A 24,838-nucleotide genomic window follows, 5' to 3' on the forward strand; every position below is an offset into this window, starting at 1 on the left:
AGGCAGGTTACCCTGAAGCATACGCTACGCCGCAGGTCACCCGACCATTGGCGCTCCCTCTTATGATGATGCACGCATAAACGCAAGCGTTACACGCGCCTTCTGTCTGTTTTTTTAACGTAAATGCAAAAAAGCAGAGGAGGAACGTTTGAAAGACACCCGCATACAGGCCATAACACAGCAGATGAAACGTGTTCTTCCTTTCCTGTGGGGTTTTATGCTGGCCCCTGCTGCTGCACATGCAGTGGAAGCTCCACAAACAGGAGGCACGCTGCGCATTCTGGTTTCCAGCGCAGCGGGCACGCTTGATCCGCAGATATCCTATATTGGCTTAACCAAGTTTTTTGAAACGCCTGTTTACGATACGCTTTTAACCTACCCCAAATTTGCAGGAGCAGGCGCGCAACCCGTTATTCCCAATCTGGCAGAAAACGTGCCCCAGCCAGAAGATAACGGGCTGACCTATAGGCTCACCTTGCGCAAAGGCATTCACTTCTCCAACGGGCAGCTTTTAACCGTGGCGGATGTGGCGGCTTCTTTCCGGCGTATTTTTGCTGCTGGCAGCCCGACTGCGGGGCCGTATTACAGCGCAATCAAAGGGGCTGATGCCTGCCTGAAAGACACCGCCCACTGCACTTTAGCCGAGGGCATTGAAACAGATGCAACGGCAAACACCATTACATTTCATCTCAGCCACCCGGACCCGGAATTTCTGGAACATCTGGCGTGGGTTCATGCAACCATTTTGCCAGCGAGCACGCCCACGCATGATATGGGCAATATGGCCCCTCCGGGTACGGGGCCTTACCAAATTACAGATTACAACCCCACAACACATATGCGTTTTGAGCGGAATCCATACTTTCATGAATGGTCGCATAATGCACAGCCTGCGGGCTTTCCTGACCACATAGAAGTAACGTTTGGGTTGGAGCCAGAAGCCGCTGTAACCGCGGTAGAAAATGGCCAAGCTGATCTGATGTATGAAAACGTTCCGCTAGACCGCTTGGGTGAGGTTGGCAGTAAATATGCAGGCCAAGTGCATATCTTTACCCCTCTGTTGTATTACTACGCGACATTAAATGTAAATGAACCGCCGTTTACATCCCTCAAGGTGCGGCAGGCGCTTAATTACGCGGTAAACCGTCATGCTATGGTGATTTACGATGGCGGCAGTGCTGTGGCATCTCCGCAGTGCCAGCTTTTGCCAGAAGGCACTCCGGGGTATGAACGCTTTTGCTCCTATACCGCTGGCGCATCCCCTCAAAACCCTGCACCAGAATGGGCCAAACCGGATATGGAAAAAGCCCGTCAGCTTGTGCAGGAAAGTGGCACCAAGGGTATGCGGGTAACTATTGTAACCCCATCTGGCGGTAAATCGGACAATACTGCGCTAGATTTGCGCAGTGTATTGGAAAATCTGGGTTACAAGGCTTCGGTCCACAGTATCAGCCCGGCCATCCATTTCACGTTTGTGCAGAACTCAGACAACCATGTGCAGATTTCCATTGGTGGGTGGAATGCAGATTACCCATCGGCTGCCAGCTTTCTGGACACGTTGTTTGCGTGCTCCAATTTTCATCCCCATTCCGATAATTCACCCAATATGTCCGGCTTTTGTGATCCGCATATTGACGACATGATGCACCACGCCGCCCAGCTTGCCTTAACAGATCGCACAGCCAGCAATGCGACGTGGGCTCAGGTTGATAAAGCCCTGATGGCGCAGGCCCCTGCCGTGCCTTTTGTACAGACCAAAAGGGTTGTGCTGGTTTCTAAACGCACACGAAATATAATTATTACGCTTAATGATGAAATCCTGCTTTCTCAGCTACAGGTTCCATGACTGATCTCGCCCCCACTTCTGCGCAAGATACCAAACCACCCGGCCCTTGGCGGATGGCGTTGCGGTCCCTACGCCATAATCGCTCTGCACTGTTTTCTTTTGCCGTTTTGGTATTTCTGGCTGTAGCCAGCCTGCTTGCGCCCTATTACGCACGCTATGTTGCACATACAGATCCGTTTGTTTCCAACGTAGCAGGCGCCATCACGGTAGGTGGGCAGGAAGTGGATATCATGCAACCCAATGATAACCCATTGCACCTTGGCCTTAGCCCCATTGGCCCCACATGGCATGGAGCTTACATGCTGGGGGCGGATAGCCAGGGGCGTGATGTTGCAGCACGGTTACTTTATGGCGGACGGAACTCTTTACTGATTTCGTTCTGCTCTGCCGTTCTATGCCTTGTAATGGCAGCCGCTGTCGGAATAACCGCTGGTTTTTGCGGTGGCATTATAGATACCGTTCTCTCCCGCATGATGGATATTATGTGGTCTGTTCCCGTGTATCTGTTTGCTATTTCTCTTTCCATTGTCACGGTAAGTGATGGGCTGCATCTGGGCCCGTTTGTTATTGAATCTGACAACCTGCTTTTGCCTATCTGCATTATCGCGCTGGTTTATGTGCCTTATGCTGCACGCCCTATTCGGGGCCGGGTTATGGCATTGCGGGAAGCTGAATTTGTAATGGCTGCACGTTGCCTTGGCGTTCCCCGCTGGCGTATTGTGCTGCAAGATATTCTCCCCAACGTCACCTCCACCCTTGTTGTTCTTGGGCCACTTATCATGGCCATGTCCTTGCTGGCTGAAAGCGCGCTCTCGTTTTTGTCCATTGGGGTGCAGGCCCCTGCGGCATCTTGGGGTACGCTTATCCAAGATGGTGAAGGATTGATTTATACACGCCCCATGGTGGCCATTGCCCCGGGCTTGGCCATTATAGCCGTAGTGCTGGCCCTGAACATTCTGGGCGATGGCCTGCGAGATGCGCTGGATGTGCGTGATGCCAGCCACCGCGAACAATAGGAGGCCCACTGCATGTTGATGGCCGCCCTCCGCCGAGTGGGACAAACAGTTTTCGTGCTGTTTGGTATTTCCGCATTAGTGTTTGCTGTATTTTTTGCCACACCGGGCGCAGACCCTACAGCTCGGATTGCTGGCAAAAACGCATCGCCTCAGACCATGCAGAAAGTGCGGCAGGAATACGGGTTTGATCGTCCCTTACCCGTTCAATATGCCATCATGATGAAAAAGCTGTTCATCACACAAGATCTGGCCTCTTACGCAGATAGAGGCGAACTGGTGGTGCCCGAAATTGCACGCGCGGCTCCAGTTACAGTTTCCTTAGTGTGTGGTGCGGCCATTATCTGGGTTGTCGTTTCCATTGCCATGGGCACGCTGGCTGCCGCCCTTAAAGGTTCATGGATTGACCGCACGCTGATGATGCTGGGGTTAATTGGCATTTCCATACCCGTTTTCTGGCTTGGGCAGGTCGCCAATCTTATTACACAGAACCGCTATCATGATACCTGGCTTTTTTCATGGGTACCGGCTCTGGGCTATGTGCCGCTTACACAAAACCCTTGGGGTTGGTTCAAAGCCTTGGTTATTCCATGGGTTGTGTTGGCCGTTTTGTTTATTGGTGTTTATAGCCGCGTGCTGCGGGCAGACCTTGTTGCGCTATCTGGAGAAGATTTTATACGCACGGCCCGCGCCAAAGGGCTTTCTCCTTCTCGTATTCTTATCCGGCACGGACTGCGCACGGCTATGGTTACCTTTGTATCTCTGTTCGGTATGGATTTTGCTCAGTTGGTCGGAGGGGGGGCTTTGTTGACCGAAGTGGTTTTCGGCCTGCCTGGAGTTGGTCGCCTCACCTATCAGGCCCTTACCAATCTGGATCTGCCCCTTATCATGGCCACCGTTATGTATTCTGCCGTATTTGTTGTGCTGGCAAATGCGGCGGTTGATATGATCTACCTTCTGCTTGACCCGCGAGTGCGCGATGCCCGCTAACATACCCCCCCACGCCCTGCTGGATGTGCGAGACCTACGGGTAAGTTTTCCGGCCCGGGGGAAGATGATCCCGATTGTAGATGGCGTTTCCTTCGCCCTAAACCATCAAGACATTCTGGGGCTGGTGGGTGAATCTGGATCAGGTAAATCCGTCACGGCTTTAGCGCTTATGGGGCTGATTGATGTTCCCGGCGTGCAGGTAACGGGGTCTGTCTGCTTCCGGGGGCAGGAACTGATAGGAATGCCGCCAAAAAAGCTACGGCGCCTACGTGGCAAAGAAATTGCCATGATCTTTCAGGACCCTATGACAGCCTTTACACCTGTGTACACAATAGGCTGGCAAATTGATGAGCAAATACGGGCCCATGAACGTGTTTCGCGCAAACAAGCCCGCACCCGCACAGTGAAACTGTTGGGTGATATGGGTGTGCCAGACCCAGAACGCACAGCCAACCGCTATCCACACCAACTGTCTGGGGGCTTGCGCCAGCGCGCCATGATTGCCATGGCCCTTTCATGCAACCCATCTCTCCTGATTGCAGACGAACCCACAACCGCATTGGATGTAACCGTACAGGCACAGATACTGGAGCTGATACGCAGCTTGCGAGATACGCACCACTCATCCGTTTTACTGATTACGCATGATATGGGTGTGGTGGCAGAAACCTGCGATAACACCATGGTGCTCTATTCTGGCCGTGTTGCAGAATATGGGCCAACATCTGCCCTATTTGCATCCCCCGCTCACCCATATACAGCCGGGCTTCTGGCTTCCATTCCACCATTGGATGGGCCTAGACCATTACGTTTGCCAGCCATTGCTGGCTCCCCTCCGCTTCCGCAAAACCGCCCGGCAGGATGTGCTTTTTCACCACGTTGCCAATACGCACATACAGCCTGCACGATAGCATTGCCGCCTTACGTTCAAACAGGGCCGAACCATTTTGCCGCTTGCGTTCTCCCGCAAGAAGGAAAACCTTTGCCACCACGCCTGAGTGATGCACTTGCACAGGAGCACCTCCGGTCATGAAAGCGCCTAAAGCCCCCTCACCCATTTTGGATGTGCGCGATCTGTACAAAACATACCGCCTTCCCCGCGGGCAGGAACTCAAGGCTGTAGATGGTGTTTCCTTTTCCGTTATGCCGGGGGAAGTGCTGGGCGTTGTGGGTGAATCTGGGTGCGGAAAATCATCCCTAGGGCGTTGTCTGCTCAAACTGACGCCTGTTACAAGTGGCCAGATTGTATTTGAAGGGCGTGATATCACGCATCTGTCTGAACGCACCCTGCGCCCCTTACGCCAGCGTATGCAGATGGTTTTTCAGGATTCCTACGCCAGTCTAAACCCGCGCCGAAGAATAGGAGACTTGCTAGCCGAACCTCTTAAGGTTCATCCTAATGCCCAAGGCCGCAAGCGTTCCTCTGCCGAAATTACGGCGCGCTTACACGAACTGATGGAACTTGTCAGCCTGCCCATTACAGCACTGGCACGATATCCACATGAATTTTCTGGCGGGCAACGCCAACGTATTAACATTGCACGTGCATTAGCTCTGTCCCCTCAATTGATTATTGCGGATGAGCCTGTTTCTGCCCTGGATGTTTCTGTTCAGGCCCAAATCATCAATCTGTTTGCTGATTTACAAAAACAACTGGGCCTTACCTACATATTTGTAGCGCATGATCTGGCTGTTGTGCGCCAGATATCAAACCGGGTAGCTGTCATGTATCTGGGCCGCATTGTAGAAATTGGTGATACCGATAGCGTTCTACACACCCCCGCCCACCCCTATACAGCTGCCCTTACCGCTGCCATCCCGCGGCCTGTTACAGGGCTAGCACGTCCTGTGCCTTTGCAAGGGGATGTTCCCAGCCCCATTAACCGCCCGAGTGGTTGCCGTTTTCATACACGCTGCCCCTACGTGCAAACACGCTGCAAGCAGGAAGATCCAGCTTTACGCCCCATCCATAACGATGGGCATGAAGTGGCCTGCCATTTTCCGTTATGACCCGCTGCGGCCACAGCGCATTGCAACAGATAAAGCTATGTTTACCTTTTCCACTGCTAAACGTATTTCATCCTGCAAAATATGCGCCATTTCTTTGAAAGAATTATCTCGTATCAGTCTCAGCCCCTGCCCTGCCCACAAAGACATGTTCTCAGCGTTTCCATCTCGCGCAGCCTTCTTACGTAACGCTTGGGTTAAGGCATTCTGGACAGGATAAGGAAACGGCTGGGAGCTTCCATATTCTTCAATAAATTGATTACGTATGCCGCGCGCCAACCTGCCTGAAAAAACATGAGTCAATACGGTGCTTTCGGCTGGCAAATGCTGTGCAAGTGCTTTTCTGTATGCTGGGGCCAACGCTGTATCTGAACAACCCAGAAATGCTGTGCCCATTTGCACGGCTTCTGCACCCAAGCTTATAGCCGCTACTATGCCTTCCCCATCCATGATACCTCCAGCAGCAATAACTGGAATTGAGATATCCTTTACAATTTCTCTGACAAGAGGAAGCAATCCTACGCCATTTCCTCCATCAGAGAGAAAGCTTCCGCGGTGCCCGCCTGCTTCTATACCTTGAGCACACACAGCATCGGCCCCAACATCTGCCCATGCGCGCGCCTCTGCACTGGTTGTAGCTGTACCACACACAAAAATACCTTGAGCATGCAGCCTGGAAACCTGTTCCTGTGTAAGAATACCAAACGTAAAACTTGCAACTGGCGGTTTGGCGTGAAGCAGAACTTCAAACTGTTCCTGAAATGATGGAGCATATTGATTGGGTAATGTAAAATCCAATTCCAGTTTTTCATAAATATGACGCAAAAACAGAGTATCTTGCGGGGCAGGATGATAACGGGGCAGATGATCAATAATAAAAAGGTTAACGTTAAAAGCTGATGTTGTTTCAGATTTAATCTGGTGAAGAGAAGCCTCAATTTCCTCTGGAGACATCATGCCAGCACCAAGAGAGCCTAAAAAACCTGCATTACTGGCAGCAATAACCATTTCAGCATTACTTATGCCAGCCATAGGAGCCTGAATAACTGGCAAGGCAAGCTCTAACGTTTCGGCCAATGTATGGTGCAGCATGTGCTGGCCTTTCTATGTTTTTGTTGTTTAGCACTTTATTTACAAAGCCCATTCTCCACGATCTTCATGCAATCGTCACAGTTATAAATGTGAAATGCAGGTAAATTATACGCCAGTATGACGATTGATGTGGGAATAAGTCACTATGCGTTTTCGTAACGCCGTTTTTTATGCCGTAAGTCTTTCCTTAGCGCACACCTTTTTTGGATATACCGCACAGGCACAACAGTTTACCCTGCCTGATGGGCGTGCATTTCTGCCGCCTCCTCCGCAGGCTGAAGAACCCGCACAACAGGCAGACTTACGGGCTTTTGAAAAAACACGGGGGCTGAAAGATAAGGCGCGCTGGAAATTGGCCCAGAATGACGCCAACCTGAACCCAGACCATGTTATCAAGGATTTTTCATGCGCTGCCGGATTTAATCTGGATCCAGCCAAACTTCCCGCAATGGTCAATCTTCTTACATCGCTTGCGCAGCCCGTAGAGCAAGATGTTTCAAACGAAAAAGACTTCTGGAAACGGCGCAGGCCTTTTGTCGGAACAAATAAAGACATCTGCACAGCGCATTCGGATGGGCTTGATCATAGCTATGCCTACCCATCTGGCCATACAACTTGGGGGTGGCTTACGGCATCCATTCTTGCCAGCGCTCTGCCAGATCGTGCAACGCAAATCATGCAACGCGGCCGTATATTTGGTGAAAGCCGTATTGTTTGCGGCGTGCATTGGAAAAGCGACGTACAAGCTGGCTATATGAACGGAAGCGCCATGTTTGCAACACTTCAGGAACAGCCCGCTTTTACCCAGCAAATGGCAAAAGTTCGTCAGGAACTCCTTGCCTTGCGTAATGCTAAAACAGAACCAGACACAAAAACTTGCGCGGTAGAGCAGCAAGCCGCGCAAGATATTTTTTAATAATTGATATTTCTGATTCTGGGGTCTGGATATTCATGAGTTGCCGGTTATCTGCGTTGCCTGCCCTGCGGTTGTTTACGCTGGTAGGTTACGCACAACAGGCCTTGCCAACCACTTTTAAAGCACCGGCACCGCTTATCGGTTTGCATGGCTTGTGGGGCTCTCGCCTATCCGATCTGGTAGCATATGAATGCACCAAACTTGCAAACTGCTTTGACCTGAACCCTGAAAAGCTTGCCAATTTTCCTCACGCCTCATCATTTACAAGCACTGCTTGGGAACAGAATAACCACCCTGCGCATTTTTTACGGCCAAATTGGGATACTATAAATCGGACAATAAGCTCCATCCCAACAAAGGTTATCCTTTAAAATGCAAAACTCTGTTCCTCACACTCAATGGTTCAATAAAAACCATATCCGTTCCGTAGTTTCTGCTGGGTTTGCGTGTTCTCTGCTTGCTTCTTTTCTGGGAACAATTTTACCGGCACAGGCAGAAGAACAAAAAATTCCGGTTAGAGTGGTTGTTGTAACCACTTTTGAACTCGGCCAGGATACAGGTGATACGCCCGGTGAATTTCAGAACTGGGTGGAAAAACTGCCTCTGAATCAAGAAATTTCTGCCCCTGCGACAGATCATGGCGTTATGCGCTATAATCCCAACCTTCAGGTTTTGGGAATTGTAGCAGGAGAAGGCCCAGAACATATGGCCTCCGCCATGACAGGCCTTGTGCTTGACCCGAGGTTTGATCTGCGAAAAGCCTATTTTATTCTGGCTGGTATTGGTGGCATAAATCCAAACTTTGGTTCTGCTGGATCTGCCGTATGGGCACGATACGCCGTGAATGGCGGCTTGGCCCATATGATTGATGCCCGTGAAATGCCCAAAAACTGGCAAGATGAACTCGTGCCCATTCAAGGGGCTGCTTCAAATATTCACCCTCTTCCGGCCCTGCATTCTCAGTGGGGTGATATGGTTTATACGCTCAACCCCAATTTGGTGACATGGGCATATCAACTTACGCGCTCATTGCCCTTAACAGATACGCCTGCCCTGCAAGCCAATCGCCGCCGATACAAGAGATACCCACAAGCGCAAATCTCGCCGCATGTCATGGTAGGAGACACCTTGGCATCTGAAACCTTTTGGGTTGGCAAGCGAATGAATGCTTGGGCAGAACGCTGGGTGAAATATTGGACAGAGAACCAAGGCACTTTTGCAACAACGGCAGAAGAAGAAATTGGCATGCTTCAGGCTCTGTCCCTGCAAGCACGCGCTGGCCGTGTTGATATGAACCGTATTCTTGTTTTACGCGCTGGCAGCAATTTTGACATGCCTCCACCCGGACAGACGGCAGCAAACCTGCTTAAGGCCGAAACTGAAGAATCTGGTTTTTCTGGTTTTCTACCTGCTCTGGATGCTGCGTATCAGGCAGGAAGTGTGGTTGTAAAAGAAATTGCAACACACTGGAACCATTACGAAAATACCATTCCCTCTCATTAGACGTTTTTACGTATCTGACAGGATCGAAACATGACGACACGTCGTAATTTTCTGAAATATGCGTTCCTTTCCGGGGCGGCGGGTTCTGCTGGCATGTTGCCTTCTGCCATTAGCCGCGCATTTGCTATTTCCCCAGATCCGGGAACGACATATCAGGATGCAGAACATATTGTTGTCCTGATGCAGGAAAACCGTTCGTTCGATCATTTATATGGTACATTACAAGGTGTGCGTGGGTTTAATGACCCACGCGCCATACGCCAGCCCAACGGTAACCCGGTATTTGTGCAATCCAGCACAGAAGGGCAAACCTACGTGCCTTGGCGCCTGAATATTCATGATACACGCATTACATGGATGGGCTCTATCCCTCATTCACGAGAAAGCCAGGTTGATGCGTGGAACAACGGGCATCATGATCGATGGGTGGACGTTAAAAAGTCACATTACAAGAAATACGAACATTATCCCATGACTATGGGATATTATACACGAGAAGACCTCCCGTTTTATTATGCATTGGCAGATGCTTTTACGGTTTGTGACCAAAATTACTGCGGTGTGATGACAAGCACTTGCCCGAACCGTTTGGTGTTCTGGACAGGTACTGTGCGTGATAAACAAAGCACTGATTCCACAGTTTATATGCGCAATCCGGAAATTCTTAAATCTGGCCTAACATGGACAACCTTTCCTGAAAGATTGGAACAGATTGGCATTTCATGGAAAGTATATCAAAATGAAACCGATCAGGTTGGCGGTCTGGATGAAAAAGAACGCGCCTGGCTTTCCAACTTTGCACTGAATATTTTAGAATGCTTTGAAAACTACAATACATCTGCAAACCCCAGATTTCATGAATGGGTAGATGAGCGTATAAAAGCCTGCTCCAAACATATTGAAAAACTTCAGGCCGAAGAAAGACTTGTTTCAGAAAAACATCAGGAACAATTAGCTGAAGCCAATGCCTTGCTGGCTGTTCTAAAACGCCGCCGCGATACTGCTACAAAAACAGTAGAACAGCTTACTCCGGCAGAACGCAGCCTGTTTGAACGCGCTTTTGTAACAAACAAAGCAGACAAAAATTACCGGACACTTGAAACACTCACTTTTTCAGATGGCTCCAACACACGCCATATGGATGTCCCCAAGGGAGATGTCCTCTACCAGTTCCGCAAGGATGTACAGAACGGCAAGCTCCCCACTGTTTCATGGTTAGCTGCACCGGAACATTTTTCTGATCACCCAGCCTCACCTTGGTATGGTGCATGGTTTGTATCAGAAGTTATGGATATTCTTACCGAAAATCCGGAAATCTGGAAAAAAACCATTTTCATCATGACTTACGATGAAAATGACGGCTACTTTGACCATTGCTGCTCCTTCACGGCACCAGACCCTAAACGCCCGGAAACAGGCAAATCCTCCGCCAGCATAGGGCCTGATGGTCTGGAATATACTTACGCTAAAGATGAAGAAGTTATGGGCGTGCCTCCTGCATTAGCACGTAGTGGCCCCATTGGTCTGGGCTTTCGGGTTCCCATGATTATTGCATCTCCGTGGAGCCGTGGGGGCTGGGTGAATTCTCAGCTGTTCGAGCATAGCTCTACGCTTCAGTTTCTTGAAAAGTTTATTGAAGGTAAGTTTGGTAAAAAGGTTACCGAAACAAATATTTCTCCATGGCGCCGTGCCATTAGTGGGGATTTAACATCATGCTTCCGCCCTTATGATGGCACGGTCCCACAGCTTCCATTTATTGAAAGAGATAAACATCTGGAAATTATCGAAGATGCACGCTACCGGCCTATGCCCAGTGGATTTAAATCTCTTGAAGAAGCAGACATTACGCTGCTGAAAAATGATCCCCTCCAGCTACAACGCTATGTAAAACAGGAACCAGGCACACGGCCAGCCTGCGCCATACCCTATGAACTGTATTGTGATGGCGGCCTAAGCGCAGATGGACAAACCATATCCCTGCATCTGCAAGCAGGTACAAAGGTGCACAAGCACCTTTCATCTGGTGCCCCTTTTAATGTGTACACCCACAACATGCAGCAAGATGGCGGTATGCGATCCAGCACCTATGCTGTAGCTGCCGGAGATAACATAAATGTAAATGTTGATAGCCGTTTATCTGAAAACAATATTTACGATGTATCTGTTCACGCACCCAATGGCTTCTACCGCAAATTTACTGGGCGCAAGCATGGCATAAAGCTTTTAGCTGAATGTAAATATATGCCTTCGAACAAGGAAAGCATGCTGCTTTGCCTAAAAAACATGGGCCATGATACATTGGAAATTCACTGCAATGTACCAGGGCACGCATCTTTACATGTCCTGCACATTCCTGCCCAAGGCAATGTCAAGCAGGTTATAGCTCTTGCTCAATCCAGCATGTGGTATAATTTAACACTGACAGCACCCAAAGAACCTGAATTTTCTTATGTTTTTGCTGGCCATCTCGATAATGGGCACCATAGCATTACAGACCCAGAAATGGGCCTTATAAAGTAAATACAGGTTATTATTTTATATAGGATAAAACACCGGGCGTTTGCATGCTGATTTATGTAAACGCCCGGTATATTAAAAACACAATAATGTATTTGATATTCATACAAATTTCGAATTCTTATAAATTCATCTTCCCGTGAATATAGACCTTCTTATTCGCGCAATTTACTGATCAACAGTGAAATCCAGATCATAAACGGCCTGATTGGATGAGCGTTTTTGGCTTTGTATATGAACAGATGAATCATGCGGCAGCAGTACATTCACCAAATAGACAGTATCTGGCCCAGCGCCTTGATTATTATATCTCAACTGATGCTTACCAGGTGCAAGAATGGCCCGCGCCCTAAGCTGCAAACGTATCGTGCCATTTCCTGTCCGCAGTTCTAAAGCGCTAGGAAACACATAGTTCTTCAGTTTGATAGGCAGAAACGCATGATCTAGCATTAAAGACAACCGACTTACGACATGTTGAGCATACTGCTGCTGTTCCTGAGCAGAGAAGCTACCATCTCCATCCGCATCAATTTGGCGTAGAACTTGAGATGCCAGATCCACACCTGGCGTAAGGCGTAAAACAACATCAATCTCTTGCCGCGAGACATCAATAAGTGTTGCCTGCAAATATTCATCCAAACGATGCGCCCATGCTGAAGCCACAGAAGCTGTTAGCCCAGCCAGCATAAGCAAGAAGGCTATTTTTGGTCTCACTGTGCGGTATACCGGTTGCCATAACTATTGGTAGGATCACGATATACCGTGTGCACATGCATGGTTGGATCATCCCCCACCCCTTGTGGTGAAAACTCAATCAGCAACCGTGGCCCCTGAATACGATAGTAGGATGACCCGTTGCGCTCAGGAGCATGCGTGGTTGGGCCGCTCCAGGCAAACCAGGTATCATTCAGTCCTTCCCTTATTTCCGCCAGGCGCGGTGCAGAATAGGTGTCATTAATAATACCCGCCCACTCAGTAATGACTGCCATCAACAATTCTTTTTGTGCACTTGTAAGGGCTGTCCCTTTTATCCCTTCAGGAACAATAGTTTCACCATCATGGCCCGGCCCCTGCACCAGATCTTCCACCTTGTAGGGTAAAATTGCTTGCTGGCGCTGCTTTGCATCCAGCGCATTCAGCAGGGCAAAAGCGCGGTCATTCTCTCCTGCCAGCACACGCACCACTTTGCCGTTGGTTGTATAAACGGCTGGCTGCGCGCCCGTTAAGGTGGGTGTCATCACCCCATGTTCACCATCAATAACAATATTCAAACCAAGATGATGCCCACCAAACTGGATCATCCAAGGTTTTGTTTCTGATGGATCACCAAAAATAGCTATGGTGTAAACCGCCTTGCCAGAAGCAAAAGGGGTTCCGCTATCAGCCAAGGTCTGATCGGCCCCCATAATATCCTGTACTTTCTGATAGCCTTTAGGGCTCAGAACCGTCTGTAACAAATGCAATGCGGCTGTATGCTGGGCAGGTGTTAACTGCCCCATTTGCAAACCGGGGCGCAGCACATCACTTACAGGAAAGTTGGACCATACTGATGCTCCATAGCGTTCGCCAACAAAGCCACCGGGCGGCCCCATACCCGGCCCCCGCACCGTTGGTTGGCGTGCTTGCGCATCTGTTACGGGTTGAACAGGCTGATCTGGAGCACTCCGCCGAAAACGTGCAAGCGTGGCAGACTTCTGTACAACAAAAGGCAATTCCACTGTGGCGCGTCTATGCGCATCTAAAGTAGATAGAAAAGACTGTGCAGCAAGAACTACGGCATGTGTCTGCTGTGCTGTGGCATTTTCATCCATACGCACCAAAGCAGGAGATGTATGAGGTGCGGAAGTTTCTGCCACAGCAGGCATCACGCTTAATAATCCACCAACTATACCAAAAATTTTTCGCATAATTTTTCTGCTTTGTCCCTTTTGGCCAGATTTAACTACCGTTTCCCATCAACACTGCATGGAGCATACTTTTGGCACAATAGGGTTTCCTTTTTCCTCTCTTCCTGCCCAAAATGCCATTTATCGCCACGCGAGCGCCGCTTTAAAAAGCAGTCCGGCGCATGGCACCATATTATTGTGTCACTTTTCTGCAGGTTTTCTTATGCCTTATCCGCAACCACTCTCCGCGTTGTTGGCGGCACTTCCGCGCCGTTTTCCCCTTTGTATAACAGGAGCCACCTTAGCTGCGCTGATGCTTCCACACATGGCTCATGCCACAGACTGCGCAGAACTTGCGCATCAGGCTCTACCAGATACCACATTCACCACTGTTGAAGTTGTGCAAGCCGGCAAATGGCAGCCACCGCAAGATCAACTCAGCCGCATTATGTCCGCTCCAGGAATGAATGTGGCCGGGCATCCAACACAGCCCCCCACCCCCGCTTTCTGCCGCGTAGCCATTACCTTGCGCCCCTCTGCTGATTCACATATCCGCACAGAAGTCTGGCTGCCTCTCAAAGGCTGGAACGGTAAATTACTGGGGGTTGGCAATTTTGGCTGGGCTGGCTCTCTCATGTATTACGGTATGGCTACGGGTGTAGCAGAAGGTTACGCCGTGGCCAGCACCGATACCGGGCATGACAGCTCCACCCCAGAAGGCCAAGGTGGGCGCTTTACGCTCAACCATCCCGAAAAACTGATTGATTATGCTTATCGCGCTGATCATTTGATGACCACAACGGCCAAAGCGCTGATTGAAGCATTTTACAAAAAACCTGCCAGCCATGCCTACTGGATAGGCTGCTCACTTGGCGGCCTTGAAGGTCTGATTGAAGCAAAGAGATACCCAGAAGATTACGATGGTATTGTTGCTGGTGCGCCCCCCAACCCGATTGTAAACTTTAATGCCGAGCAACTCTGGGCGGGCTGGATGAGTTATCATAACCCGGCTTTGCGCGTATCACGCGATAAATTCCGCTTGTTAAACACAGCAGTTATGAATGCCTGCGCCTCACCTGTTGGCAAAAAACAAGGCTTTCTGGATGAGCCAGATAAATGCACATTCACGCCAGATCAGCTTTTGTGCAAAGGGAATGATACTTCGTCCTGCCTGACGGCAAACGAAGTTCAAGCCGCTAAAAACATCTATCAGGGCCCGATAAACCCGCAAACACATGAGGTGATTTTTCCCGGACCAGCAAAAGGAAGCGAAGATGGCTTTTCTGCCGATGGCAAAGCTTTTCCTGTTGCGCTGGATCTCTTTAAATACGCTGCTTTCCAGAACCCAAATTGGGATTGGACAACCCTGAAATGGGATACCGATATAGAGGAAGCCACACGCAAAATTGGTCCGCTTTTGCATGTTGATGATAACCTCACCCCCTTCTTCCAGCATGGTGGCCGCTTGCTGATGTATATCGGCTGGAATGATGGCCATAATCCCGAACAGTTGGCTGGTTATTACCAGTCTGTCCAGCATAATGCCGGGCCAGAATATCAGAATGATATCAGGCTCATTACCATCCCCGGCATGGGCCATTGCTATGGTGGTGCAGGATGCGACACGTTCAGTAAACTTGGTGCCATTGATAACTGGGTGAGCAACAAGCAAGCACCAGAAACACTTGTGGCCTCCCGCGTGAGCAATGGCAAAATTGTGCGTACCCGCCCCCTCTGCGCGTGGCCAAAAGTCGCCCGGTATGATGGGCATGGCAACATGGATAACGCTAGCAGTTTTACCTGCGTTATGCCGGATAACCAGAGTAAATAAGCATAAAAGGCCCGGTGTATTCCGGGCCTTTCTGTTTGTTGATCACGCTTTCTAGCTTGATTTTACTTTGCGTATCATCAGCCCAACAATCATTAAAAAAGCCAAGAGCATAAAGCTACTGCTTACGCTCAGGCTGGCACTGATTGCCCCCTTATACGCTTCAGTCACCCGTACATGCATGTCTGGAGAAAGAGCTTGAATGGCCACCATACCTTTTTCGAGAAACGCAGAAATATCAATCTTGTCTGCCATGGTTTGCAGCCGATTTTGCAGCGTAAGCGCCATAACCCCTCCAGACAGCGCCACCCCCAAAGATCCCCCCAATGAACGGATAAAGGACATCATGGCCGTAGCAATGCCCAGCGCATTACTCGGCACCGAATTCTGAATAATAACGGTAGCATTAGGCATACCAATACCCATGCCTACCCCCAGACAGCCAAGACTTATAAGAAAAAACAGAGGTGGTGCGCCATGATGCGCACAATATGCAATCAGACTGAGTGCTGAAAATTCAATACCCACGCCTATTGCAAGCAAAAGCTCGTAACGCTGCGTTTTGGAAGAAACAAACCCGCCCAATACGGAACTGACAAGCATAGTGCCAACTTGCGGCAGCATCATCAGGCCAGAGGTAGCTGGCGATTGCCCCAGAACAAGCTGATAGTATAAAGGCAGAAAAACCAGTGACCCCATCATGGCAAAAGACATAATGCCCGTTGCGGCAACGCAAACAGAAAAATTGGCGATACGCAGCAGCCCAAGATTTACAAGCGGTTCTGGGGCCTGCCTCTCCTGCCGGATAAACAAACAAAAAACTGCAAGGCTCAAACCAAATAGCAGGAAAGTTAACGGGGATGTCCAAGCAAGAGATGTGCCCACTGAATTGAACAGAAGCAGAAAGCCTGCAGTTGCAATACTCAGCAACCCAGCACCCAGATAATCAATCCGAGGTTTTGCTTCAGATTGCCCTGCAGGCAGGCTGAACATAATTAACGCAAAAGCCAGCAACCCAATGGGCAGGTTTACAAGAAACACCCATCGCCATGAAAGTGCACTTGTTAGCACACCACCTAAAAATGGGCCCGTAACACTGCTTACAGCAAATGCACCGGTAAAAAGCCCTTGGTAGCGGCCACGTTGTTGGGGCGTTACCATATCGCCAATAACCGTTTGCGACAGGGTCATCAGCCCACCGGCCCCAACACCTTGCAAGCCTCTGAACAAAATAAGCTGCCACATATTTTGCGCAATACCGCATAGAAGCGATGCAAACAGAAAAGCCCCAATGCTAAATGCCAGCAATGGGCGCCTGCCAAACATATCAGACAGCTTGCCATACATGGGTGTTGCAATGGTGGAGGTTAGCATAAACGCCGTAACCACCCACGACATACGCGCCAAGCCACCAAGATCGCTGACAATGGTAGGCAGAGCCGTTGAAACAATGCTCTGATCAAGCGCCCCCATAATCATGGTCATGATAAGACCGATGAACACAAGGATACGCGTGGTTGGAGAATAGGCAGATGAGGTTTCCGCCGCAGAGGGTGACTGCACGTAACGTTCCTGTACTATCAAAATAAATCATACGTGGGGAAAACAGGTATTATGAGCAGCCCGCAATGTAAAACCTGTTCAAGCATGCAGCCATTGTGCGGCTGGTAACATAAGCAGTACCAATACCTACTGCATTATGTTTTGGTCTCTTTATTATGCACTCACATCCTTAACAGATGCATCTGCCTGCCCTTGCACCCAATAGCCAGATGCCTTGATCCATTGTGTTGCAATACCGCGTTTTTCAAGCAAATATTGGCGCACTGTTTTTGCAACACGAGCTTCCGCCCCAACCCAGATAAATGTGCGTTCTGGAATATCCATGCCGGATAGAACAGACACAATACCTTGTGCATCATCAGCTTTATCTAAAGGGCGATGGACCCAATGCGCTGTATGCTGCGCAGATGTTTCGAATATCTGCTCGTCTTCTTGCCCTGACACAGCAACAATTGTTGTCACATGGCTTTGAGCGGAAAGCTCCTCCACCCTACGGCCAATGGCTGGCAAGGCGGTTTCATCCCCAATCAGTAACCAGTGCGCGATATTGCCAGAAATAATCTGAGAGCCTTTTGGGCCACCAATATCTAGGTGATCACCAACTTTTGCAGCCCGTGCCCATGCAGCAGCAGGTCCACCTTCGTGATTCACAAAATCCAGCACCAGCGTACCTGCTGCTGGATCATATTTGCGCGGAGTGTAATCCCGACGAACGGGCGCGCCATCCAAGCCAGGAATGGATATTTTGATATGATCATCCGGAGAGGCACTTACAAAACCCTCTAGATCCGAGCCTGCAAGAGTTACCCTTATCATATGCGGTGTCAGCCGCTCTACCTTTACAACTTCTAAAGAGCGGCGATGCAATTCATGCCGCACACGATGGATTTCTGGCACATCGCAAGCACCAGAAACAGCATTCTGGGTTGTCATTTATTTTATCCTATTGCTTGCCCGGAGTTTTATTCTGTTTCTAAACGGCTTACTTCTATGCCTGTCCCGACAGGTAGCAAAACGCTGGAAATACCGGGCAATGCACGTATGGCCTGCCCATAGCGTTTTACATCTTCTGTGCCGGGCCGGATCATATTATCAGCCACAATAATTGCACCGGGGTTAAGGCGTGGGTAAAATGCCTTTAAGCAAGGCACATAAAGATCTTTCCAGAGATCAACAAAAACAAAATCTACTTTTTCATCCAGCTCATCAATCATCTGCACGGCATCACCTACGCGAAAATCTATCCAATTCGCCAAGCCTGCTTGCTGTGCCATTTTCTGAGCATAAGCAGATTTATAATCATGCAGTTCCATTGTAATCAGCTTACCGTCAGCAGCGCGGGCAGCTTCGGCAAGCCAGATGCCAGAATATCCGAAGGATGTGCCGAGTTCCAGAATAGTTGGGTTTTTCAGGCTCTTGGCTAGAATATTCAACAGTTGCCCTGTTTCTGGCCCGATGGAACGCATGCGCTGATCATGCCCTCCATCACGCCCACCAGGAGCCTCAATACGCGGCTGGCTACGTTCTTGCTGTATACGTTCATGATAGAGGTTGAGAACTGTCTGAATTTTATCATCCATGATTATCTTCCCTCTTATTGTCTTACAGATTTAAACTTGCCCAACACCACGTGCAGCTTCATCTAGAAGTGCTGCAATTTTTTCTTCTGCCGCCGGATCAAGCCCACCGTTACGTAACCGAAGACGCAACGCAATTTTCAGGTTTTCCATGGCGCGCATTACAGGCATAGGAATATTCTTACGCCCACCTCTTCCTTCGGGTTCCGCTGCTGCTGCACGAGAGAGGATTTCCTCTAGCCCCGCCTGATTGGCAGACAAAAACGCCTCACCCTCTGGTGTTATCTGGTAGTTTTTACGGCTTTCGCCTTCATCTGGGCGAACATATCCTGCTTCTTCCAGCCAAGTGAGTGTTGGATAAATAACACCGGGGCTTGGGGTATAACTTCCCCCAAATTTTTCTTCGATATCCTTGATAAGTTCATAACCGTAAGTTGGTTTTTCCGAAATCAACTTAAGAACCAGCAAACGGATTTCGCCATAATCAAAAAGCCTGCTACGGCCACCCCGTCGGCCTCCACCCCGACCATGTTGATGGCGATGTTTCCCTCCAGAACCTGCTGTTCCTTCAGGGGAGAATACCTGGCGGTTACGACCGCCTGCGTGTTTGTTTCTGTGTTTCATAATTCCGATATAAGTTCCGATATATCGTATGTCAAGATATATCTAGATATATTTCTTAGGGCTCTATTTTGCTCCCTACCCTCTTCACAAAAGCAACAGGTGCACGTGCGCAGGCACACAAATGCGGCAAAACACAAGCAATCGATATTTTGCCATATATGCAGAATCCCCGTTTTTCACATGATGCGTGAATGTTTTATGAATACTCTATTTAATATAAATGAATTTTTAAAATAGTCCTCAAAAACCCATAAAAAGTCAGATAGGTTGCGGCGCCTTATGGGGAGATGAGACACCGCAATGAAAAAGTTCCTGATCCTGAGCACAGTTTGTATATTTGCTCAAAACACCACAACCATAGCCAAAGCGAGCAGCAACCCGGATAAGCACAAAAACCACGCTCCCCTTGCTGCAAAAAAAACGGCTAAATTGCCGAAAGCCAAGGATGAGAACGTCGACGTCGTCTCGCGCAAAACAGCAGGCGGCGGTATGATGGTGAAACACACATCTGCCAAAACGATAAGCTCACTTTCCCATAGCTATATCGAGATGCAGTCTCCCACCTCCACAATCGAATCACTGATCCAAACAGTGCCTGGCGTGGTTTCTGCCAGTGAAGGGCCTCTTACAACCTCCTTTTCCACCATTCATATTCGCGGGATGGCGCAAGCAGAAATTGGTGTCACGCTTGAAGGCATGCCAGCAGCCAACCCCTTTACATACAGCACCTACACCCCTTCTCTCGTTGATAGTGAGAATATGGGCCAGGTGAATGTGATGCAGGGCTCGGTGGATATTAATTCCCCCACCTACAACGCAACGGGGGCTGAAGTTTCTGCATCATTACGCCACCCGATGGACCGCCAGAATGTGCATGTTGCGGCCTCTGGCGGCTCCTACGGCACGAACAAAGACTTTATCCGCTACGATACCGGAGAAATCGGACACTCCGGCGTGCGGGGCTTTGTTTCTGGTTCCTATGCCCGCAGTGATATGTGGCGTGGTGCTGGTGACATTCGCAAGTGGCACGTAGATGCAGCACTTACAAAAAGCTGGGCTCCCGGTAGCCATTCAGAAGCTATTTTTGGTTTTACAGATGCCGCACAAGGTGAATGGCTTTATCCATCCTTGGCGAATTGGAAAACCTACGGCACCAAATATGGCCTGAACAACCAGTACTACAATGGTGATACACACTACGTTGGGCTGAACGGCAAAAATACCGGAGCTATTTACGGCACATTAAAAAACCATTTCAGCTTTGGGCACGGTTTAAGTTTAGACGCGCAAGCCTATTCTGTTGAATTTCATGGACCTTATTATTACGGCGAAACCGTGCCTGTCGCCAATGGTTATGCAGGCGCGGAAAAATACGCACATCTTGACGATTATAAAAACCTGCCTGGATATGACCCATCAGTTAGCAAATTAACGTCTGTTGAAGTTTCAGATTGGTATACAATTTCTTCCGGCTTAACCCTTACCGGACATTGGAAGCATAAATTCAATACACTTAACTTTACCTATTGGTATTCTTACGCTCAGGAAGCCGCCACCCAGAAGTTTTATCCTGTAAATGGCAGTGGGCATTGGAACTCCAATGGCGCTCCCCTTACAGCTAACGGCGGACTGCTTATTAACCAAGATAATGAAAACGCCTTACAGCAGTTGAATAGCTTTGCTGTGGACGACAAAATGTCGTTCCTGCATGACCGCCTGACTATTGATGGCGGTATTAGAATGGTGATGGCAAACCGCCAATACACTCAGGACCTACCGGGCGTGACGGCAAGCAAATCCATTAAAAATGTGTTTGTTCCCTCCCCTCAGGTGCTTATCAATTACCGCTTCAACCCCAACCATCAGATCTATGTTAACGGCACAACTGGTTACCACCTTCCTGCGGGGTTAAGCTCACAGCTTGCATCCTACAGCTATAACACTGGCAAGGCGACATCGCTCCCGATGTCCGATTACAAGCCAGAATATATGATTACGGAAGAAATAGGGTATCGCTATAGCGGCCTCTTTATGGCTAACCTTGCAGGCTTTCATTATAACGTAACGAACCATCAGGTTTCGGCCATAAGCTATCAACCGGGATCAACATCAACAATTTCACAGTTAATCAACGCTGGCGGTCTGGAAGCCTACGGTATTCAGGCAGAACTTGCTACGCGCCCCTGGCACAATGTAAGCGCTTACGCATCTGGCCAGTATATGCACACTAAAAATGGAAACAATATTGCCTATGCAGGAGATTATCTTGCAACCAAAGGCAAGCAGGAAGTTGGTGCGCCACAATTTTCTGGTTCTCTGGGCCTGACCTATAATGATGGCAAATGGTTTGGCAACTTTACGCTGCAATATACTGGCGCCCAATACGCCACGCTTATGAACGATCAGAGTATTCCCGGTTACGTTACGGCCAACCTTGGCTTTGGCAGGCGCTTGCCGCAAATTGGCCACGTCTCTCCTAAAATCAAGCTGAACCTCGTTAACCTTGGGGACAACCATTATCTGTCTTCAATGTATGGCTATACAACAAACGCCAAAACACAGCATGGTGTGCTTACGGGCAAAAGCCTTTCTGGCTCACAGCCTACTTACGTTATTGGTTCCCCATTTGTGGTAACTGCCACCCTTTCTGCTGATTTTTAATTTCGCACATTATCAGGATACTAAGCGGTTCTGTGTTCTGCTTCTTAAAAGCAGTGCACAGAGCCACTATAGAACGCCCAATAGTTTGATACAGCAGAACACACAGCGTGATGCTCTAAAAGACACACCTAAACACCTGCCTTATGAGACCTTTTTAAGTTATGCAGGCAAAAGTTCTGCCGCAGCCGTTGGCGGAACCTGCACTGGTGGAGCATGCCAGCGCCCTTCGTCTACATCCTTAATTTCCCTATCAATTTCACGCACTACCTGCCGTGAAAATGGGCCGAGATGTAAATAGAGTGCACTGGTCATAACCACGTAAGGTATTGCCTTTGGGTTATGCAGACCACAATCAATCATCATACGCCAGAATTGTTTGGCTGTTCCTGGACCGGCACGATGAATACGGAAAAGCAAACGTACAAAGCTGCGTAAATCACCCCGTATCATTTTATGGGCGCGCTCACGCTTAAGCATCCGGCCCATCCGGCGAACACGACCAAAATATGCAACAGGATTGTAAATTTCTGCCAGAACGGTTCTGTAATCATTCAACACATCGCGGCGCGGACGGTTTGTTTCAAAATTCAGTCCCGCTGTGCACTGATCTCCAGATTGCGTCTGCTCGCCCCCAGAAAACAAGCGGCCCTCGGCTAGCAGGCGACGCGTAAGCTGTGTTGTTGGCAGGGCATAAAGTAACCCAACCATGCAAACCGGAATGGAAGTATCTTCGATACACTCTACCATCCCTGCGGCAACACTGCTTTTTTCGCTATCAAAGCCAACAATAAAGCCAGCGTTTACAAAAATACCGGCCTCATGAATTTTGGTAATACTTTCTTGCAGGCTGCGCCGTGTATTCTGCTTTTTCTGCGTCATCACCAGCGTATCTGTATCCGGGCTTTCAATCCCGATGAATACAGCAAAGAAATTTGTTTCTGCCAGACTGCGCAGCAAATCCGTATCATCTGCAAGGTTGATGGATGCTTCGGTGGAAAACTCAAATGGAAATTTCTTTTTATTCTGCCAGAGTTTCAAATCCGGCAAAAACTTCTTAAGCGCTTTTTTATTACCAATCAGATTATCATCAACAAAATCTACATGCCCCCGATAACCAAGAGCATACAATGCATCCAGCTCTGCAATAACCTGCGCGTTTGTTTTGGTCCGCGGCACACGGCCATATAGTTCAATAATATCGCAGAACTCGCAGCTAAACGGACATCCGCGTGAAAACTGAATACCTACATGCAGATACTGATCCAGCTTTAACAGATCAAAACGCGGCAAAGGGCTTTTTGTAACGTCCGTTTTCCCCATAGGGGCCTTAAAGACGCCCTGCGTGTCTCCCCTCCGCCAAGCTGTTATGAAATCAATCATGATTTCTTCAGCTTCACCCAGAACCTGAAAATTTGCCGCACTATACAAATCTGGGCTGGATGTCACATCCGGCCCACCAACCACCACAGGCTTGTTGCTGGCGCGGCACATTTCTATAATGCGCAGGGCGTCATTTCTTTGGGGAAGCATTCCGCCGGTCATCACCATATCGGCCCAAGCGAAATCCTCATCCGTCAGAAGCTCGGTGTTCCGGTTCACCAGCTTGACCTCCCAGTGTTTGGGAAGCAACGCTGCAACCGTAATCAAACCAAGCGGAGCCGCCGGATAACGTGCCCCAGCCAGATCACAGGCCTCTTTGTAATTCCAGAACGAACTGGCATTAAAAAGCGGAAAGATCATCAAGACCTTGCAGCTATCGGTCGTCACGGAGATATCCTTTGATTGAACAGCTGATCACAATCAAAGCGGACGATATCTCGCTCTCTTCGACGGCGCGCAGCCCCCTGCAGGGCTTGGTTTCCTATGGAGGGTGAATGCTCTGGACACCTTCCATATGGGCGTCGTATCTGAGAGCTGGGGGTAGCAAGGGCCAGCAAAAGGTCATTTCATGACCTTTCATCTGAGTGAATGCTGCTTATACGCTCAAGAACGCATGTATTGCAAATCAATCACTATCCTAGAAGAAAAAGACATACCAAGGCGCTTATCACCTCGGTATGAAATTTCCTGCCAGAACGCTTGCACTCTACAACTCACATAAAAATATAAACTTACTGAGGCAAGTTCTTTGCCAGCCTCAGGTGTTCTTCAAGCGTTGGCACAGTGCTTGCGGCCCACTTTTTCAAGGCAGGATTATCCCCATTTTTTGCATAACGCTGGAAAAGTGAGAGAGCATTTTCATGCGCCGTTATCTGATCTTCCCGATACTGCCGTACAAAGCTTTCACCATGAAGGCCGTGGAGCGTATCAAGCTTTTTTTGGCTTGATTCATCAACGTCAACCGGCAACGTATTGTTTATGTTGTTATCACTTACAATCTGCTTCAGTTCTGCTGATGTCTTATGATGATCTTCTATCATTTTAGACGCAAAATCTTTAAGCGAAGGTTCTGAAAGTGCCTGTTGGCTGGATTGAATCTCGAAAAGATCGCTCCATACAGCACCTTGAATAAAATCATCCGTTTTAGGGGCTATACCCATTGCAGAATTTATGCCGGTTCGTTCTGGCAAAGATTCAGCAAACGCTGGCGCAGCAACACACAAAGCCGCAACAAGAAAGTACATCTTTTTCATTAGTATTGTCCTTTTGAAAGCGGTAATTTTCTTGAAAAAAGATAAATCCGCAAAGTGCGCAATGTGTTGAACGGCACCCTTTACTAAAGGTTTCACGCAATCAAAGAACAATTTTGCTATTGAATAATTTTTATTTACAAAAAACTTTTAAAAATTCGGGAACTTCCTTCACTAGAAAAAAA

The 24,838-nt window shown here is 48.9% G+C and carries 19 protein-coding genes and 1 pseudogene; 11 read left to right on the forward strand and 9 right to left on the reverse strand.

What is annotated here, in order from left to right:
• The first annotated feature begins 184 nt into the window (after positions 1 to 184).
• Genes ACP7IZ_RS10125 through ACP7IZ_RS10145 form a run of 5 tightly spaced genes read left to right on the forward strand, consistent with a single transcriptional unit; the run spans position 185 to position 5,859 of the window.
• Positions 185 to 1,846, forward strand: coding sequence for an ABC transporter substrate-binding protein (locus ACP7IZ_RS10125; RefSeq protein ID WP_426849000.1), 1,662 nt, complete (start codon positions 185 to 187; stop codon positions 1,844 to 1,846).
• Positions 1,843 to 2,862 carry an ABC transporter permease gene (locus tag ACP7IZ_RS10130; protein ID WP_426849001.1) on the forward strand — a complete coding sequence of 340 codons (1,020 nt, stop codon included), beginning with the start codon at positions 1,843 to 1,845 and terminating at the stop codon, positions 2,860 to 2,862. The genes ACP7IZ_RS10125 and ACP7IZ_RS10130 overlap by 4 nt, the downstream gene beginning before the upstream one ends.
• A gap of 12 nt (positions 2,863 to 2,874) precedes the next feature.
• Positions 2,875 to 3,849, forward strand: coding sequence for an ABC transporter permease (locus tag ACP7IZ_RS10135; protein WP_426849002.1), 975 nt, complete (start codon positions 2,875 to 2,877; stop codon positions 3,847 to 3,849).
• A complete protein-coding gene (locus tag ACP7IZ_RS10140) occupies positions 3,839 to 4,882 on the forward strand; it encodes an ABC transporter ATP-binding protein (protein ID WP_426849003.1) in 1,044 nt (347 codons plus the stop codon). The genes ACP7IZ_RS10135 and ACP7IZ_RS10140 overlap by 11 nt, the downstream gene beginning before the upstream one ends.
• Complete coding sequence (locus tag ACP7IZ_RS10145) at positions 4,879 to 5,859, forward strand: ABC transporter ATP-binding protein (RefSeq protein WP_426849004.1); 981 nt, start codon at positions 4,879 to 4,881, stop codon at positions 5,857 to 5,859. Before ACP7IZ_RS10140 ends, ACP7IZ_RS10145 begins: the two co-directional genes overlap by 4 nt.
• Here ACP7IZ_RS10145 and ACP7IZ_RS10150 read toward each other — a convergent pair.
• A complete protein-coding gene (locus tag ACP7IZ_RS10150) occupies positions 5,854 to 6,948 on the reverse strand; it encodes an NAD(P)H-dependent flavin oxidoreductase (protein WP_426849005.1) in 1,095 nt (364 codons plus the stop codon). The two genes, ACP7IZ_RS10145 and ACP7IZ_RS10150, sit on opposite strands and share 6 nt — an antisense overlap.
• A gap of 145 nt (positions 6,949 to 7,093) precedes the next feature.
• Between ACP7IZ_RS10150 and ACP7IZ_RS10155 the strand changes: the two genes are divergently transcribed.
• From ACP7IZ_RS10155 to ACP7IZ_RS10170, 4 genes are read left to right on the forward strand one after another with little or no spacing between them, the layout of a single operon-like run.
• Positions 7,094 to 7,864, forward strand: coding sequence for an acid phosphatase (locus tag ACP7IZ_RS10155; protein ID WP_426849006.1), 771 nt, complete (start codon positions 7,094 to 7,096; stop codon positions 7,862 to 7,864).
• Between the two features lie 35 nt (positions 7,865 to 7,899).
• The gene (locus tag ACP7IZ_RS10160; protein WP_426849007.1) at positions 7,900 to 8,235 is read left to right on the forward strand and encodes a hypothetical protein; all 336 of its coding nucleotides are present in this window, start codon (positions 7,900 to 7,902) and stop codon (positions 8,233 to 8,235) included.
• Between the two features lies 1 nt (position 8,236).
• Positions 8,237 to 9,367, forward strand: a complete 1,131-nt coding sequence (locus ACP7IZ_RS10165) for a purine nucleoside permease (RefSeq protein ID WP_426849009.1) — start codon at positions 8,237 to 8,239, stop codon at positions 9,365 to 9,367.
• 30 nt (positions 9,368 to 9,397) lie between these two features.
• Positions 9,398 to 11,887 carry a phosphocholine-specific phospholipase C gene (locus ACP7IZ_RS10170; RefSeq protein ID WP_426849011.1) on the forward strand — a complete coding sequence of 830 codons (2,490 nt, stop codon included), beginning with the start codon at positions 9,398 to 9,400 and terminating at the stop codon, positions 11,885 to 11,887.
• A 165-nt stretch (positions 11,888 to 12,052) separates the two neighbouring features.
• Here the strand turns inward: ACP7IZ_RS10170 and ACP7IZ_RS10175 are convergent, their stop codons facing one another.
• The gene (locus ACP7IZ_RS10175; RefSeq protein WP_426849094.1) at positions 12,053 to 12,571 is read right to left on the reverse strand and encodes a hypothetical protein; all 519 of its coding nucleotides are present in this window, start codon (positions 12,569 to 12,571) and stop codon (positions 12,053 to 12,055) included.
• Between the two features lie 23 nt (positions 12,572 to 12,594).
• Positions 12,595 to 13,791: a DUF3500 domain-containing protein gene (locus ACP7IZ_RS10180; RefSeq protein ID WP_426849012.1), complete on the reverse strand. Its 1,197-nt coding sequence runs from the start codon at positions 13,789 to 13,791 to the stop codon at positions 12,595 to 12,597.
• Positions 13,792 to 13,952: 161 nt separating this feature from the next.
• Between ACP7IZ_RS10180 and ACP7IZ_RS10185 the strand changes: the two are divergent.
• Positions 13,953 to 15,601 (forward strand): annotated as a pseudogene (locus tag ACP7IZ_RS10185) (tannase/feruloyl esterase family alpha/beta hydrolase).
• A 51-nt stretch (positions 15,602 to 15,652) separates the two neighbouring features.
• Here ACP7IZ_RS10185 and ACP7IZ_RS10190 read toward each other — a convergent pair.
• The 4 genes from ACP7IZ_RS10190 to ACP7IZ_RS10205 form a co-directional block, all read right to left on the reverse strand.
• The gene (locus ACP7IZ_RS10190; RefSeq protein WP_426849014.1) at positions 15,653 to 17,161 is read right to left on the reverse strand and encodes an MDR family MFS transporter; all 1,509 of its coding nucleotides are present in this window, start codon (positions 17,159 to 17,161) and stop codon (positions 15,653 to 15,655) included.
• A gap of 153 nt (positions 17,162 to 17,314) precedes the next feature.
• Entirely contained in the window at positions 17,315 to 18,094 is a 780-nt protein-coding gene (locus tag ACP7IZ_RS10195; protein ID WP_426849015.1) for a siderophore-interacting protein, read from the reverse strand.
• Between the two features lie 29 nt (positions 18,095 to 18,123).
• Entirely contained in the window at positions 18,124 to 18,747 is a 624-nt protein-coding gene (locus ACP7IZ_RS10200; RefSeq protein WP_426849095.1) for an O-methyltransferase, read from the reverse strand.
• 24 nt (positions 18,748 to 18,771) lie between these two features.
• Complete coding sequence (locus ACP7IZ_RS10205; protein ID WP_426849016.1) at positions 18,772 to 19,362, reverse strand: PadR family transcriptional regulator; 591 nt, start codon at positions 19,360 to 19,362, stop codon at positions 18,772 to 18,774.
• 300 nt (positions 19,363 to 19,662) lie between these two features.
• On the opposite strand from ACP7IZ_RS10205, the gene ACP7IZ_RS10210 reads away from it, so the two are divergent.
• Positions 19,663 to 22,023 (forward strand): TonB-dependent receptor, encoded by a 2,361-nt coding sequence (locus ACP7IZ_RS10210; protein ID WP_426849018.1) that lies wholly within the window; start codon positions 19,663 to 19,665, stop codon positions 22,021 to 22,023.
• A gap of 159 nt (positions 22,024 to 22,182) precedes the next feature.
• Here the strand turns inward: ACP7IZ_RS10210 and ACP7IZ_RS10215 are convergent, their stop codons facing one another.
• Together ACP7IZ_RS10215 and ACP7IZ_RS10220 are read right to left on the reverse strand one after the other, a co-directional pair.
• Positions 22,183 to 23,790, reverse strand: coding sequence for a B12-binding domain-containing radical SAM protein (locus ACP7IZ_RS10215; protein WP_426849020.1), 1,608 nt, complete (start codon positions 23,788 to 23,790; stop codon positions 22,183 to 22,185).
• A 344-nt stretch (positions 23,791 to 24,134) separates the two neighbouring features.
• Positions 24,135 to 24,656, reverse strand: a complete 522-nt coding sequence (locus ACP7IZ_RS10220) for a DUF4142 domain-containing protein (protein ID WP_426849096.1) — start codon at positions 24,654 to 24,656, stop codon at positions 24,135 to 24,137.
• Positions 24,657 to 24,838 lie beyond the last annotated feature (182 nt).

The sequence above is a fragment of the Acetobacter sp. AAB5 genome, from assembly GCF_050106715.1.
GTDB classification, from domain to species: Bacteria; Pseudomonadota; Alphaproteobacteria; order Acetobacterales; family Acetobacteraceae; genus Acetobacter; species Acetobacter oryzifermentans.

Excerpts from the sequence above, each read along its gene's own strand:
- ACP7IZ_RS10135 (WP_426849002.1), top strand. The coding sequence starts at position 2,875 with ATGTTGATGGCCGCCCTCCGCCGAGTGGGACAAACAGTTTTCGTGCTG.
- ACP7IZ_RS10145 (WP_426849004.1), top strand. The coding sequence starts at position 4,879 with ATGAAAGCGCCTAAAGCCCCCTCACCCATTTTGGATGTGCGCGATCTG.
- ACP7IZ_RS10125 (WP_426849000.1), top strand. The coding sequence starts at position 185 with ATGAAACGTGTTCTTCCTTTCCTGTGGGGTTTTATGCTGGCCCCTGCT.
- ACP7IZ_RS10140 (WP_426849003.1), top strand. The coding sequence starts at position 3,839 with ATGCCCGCTAACATACCCCCCCACGCCCTGCTGGATGTGCGAGACCTA.
- ACP7IZ_RS10150 (WP_426849005.1), bottom strand. The coding sequence starts at position 6,948 with ATGCTGCACCATACATTGGCCGAAACGTTAGAGCTTGCCTTGCCAGTT.
- ACP7IZ_RS10205 (WP_426849016.1), bottom strand. The coding sequence starts at position 19,362 with ATGAAACACAGAAACAAACACGCAGGCGGTCGTAACCGCCAGGTATTC.
- ACP7IZ_RS10195 (WP_426849015.1), bottom strand. The coding sequence starts at position 18,094 with ATGACAACCCAGAATGCTGTTTCTGGTGCTTGCGATGTGCCAGAAATC.
- ACP7IZ_RS10210 (WP_426849018.1), top strand. The coding sequence starts at position 19,663 with ATGAAAAAGTTCCTGATCCTGAGCACAGTTTGTATATTTGCTCAAAAC.
- ACP7IZ_RS10220 (WP_426849096.1), bottom strand. The coding sequence starts at position 24,656 with ATGAAAAAGATGTACTTTCTTGTTGCGGCTTTGTGTGTTGCTGCGCCA.
- ACP7IZ_RS10160 (WP_426849007.1), top strand. The coding sequence starts at position 7,900 with ATGAGTTGCCGGTTATCTGCGTTGCCTGCCCTGCGGTTGTTTACGCTG.
- ACP7IZ_RS10175 (WP_426849094.1), bottom strand. The coding sequence starts at position 12,571 with ATGCTGGCTGGGCTAACAGCTTCTGTGGCTTCAGCATGGGCGCATCGT.
- ACP7IZ_RS10170 (WP_426849011.1), top strand. The coding sequence starts at position 9,398 with ATGACGACACGTCGTAATTTTCTGAAATATGCGTTCCTTTCCGGGGCG.
- ACP7IZ_RS10130 (WP_426849001.1), top strand. The coding sequence starts at position 1,843 with ATGACTGATCTCGCCCCCACTTCTGCGCAAGATACCAAACCACCCGGC.
- ACP7IZ_RS10165 (WP_426849009.1), top strand. The coding sequence starts at position 8,237 with ATGCAAAACTCTGTTCCTCACACTCAATGGTTCAATAAAAACCATATC.
- ACP7IZ_RS10155 (WP_426849006.1), top strand. The coding sequence starts at position 7,094 with ATGCGTTTTCGTAACGCCGTTTTTTATGCCGTAAGTCTTTCCTTAGCG.
- ACP7IZ_RS10180 (WP_426849012.1), bottom strand. The coding sequence starts at position 13,791 with ATGCGAAAAATTTTTGGTATAGTTGGTGGATTATTAAGCGTGATGCCT.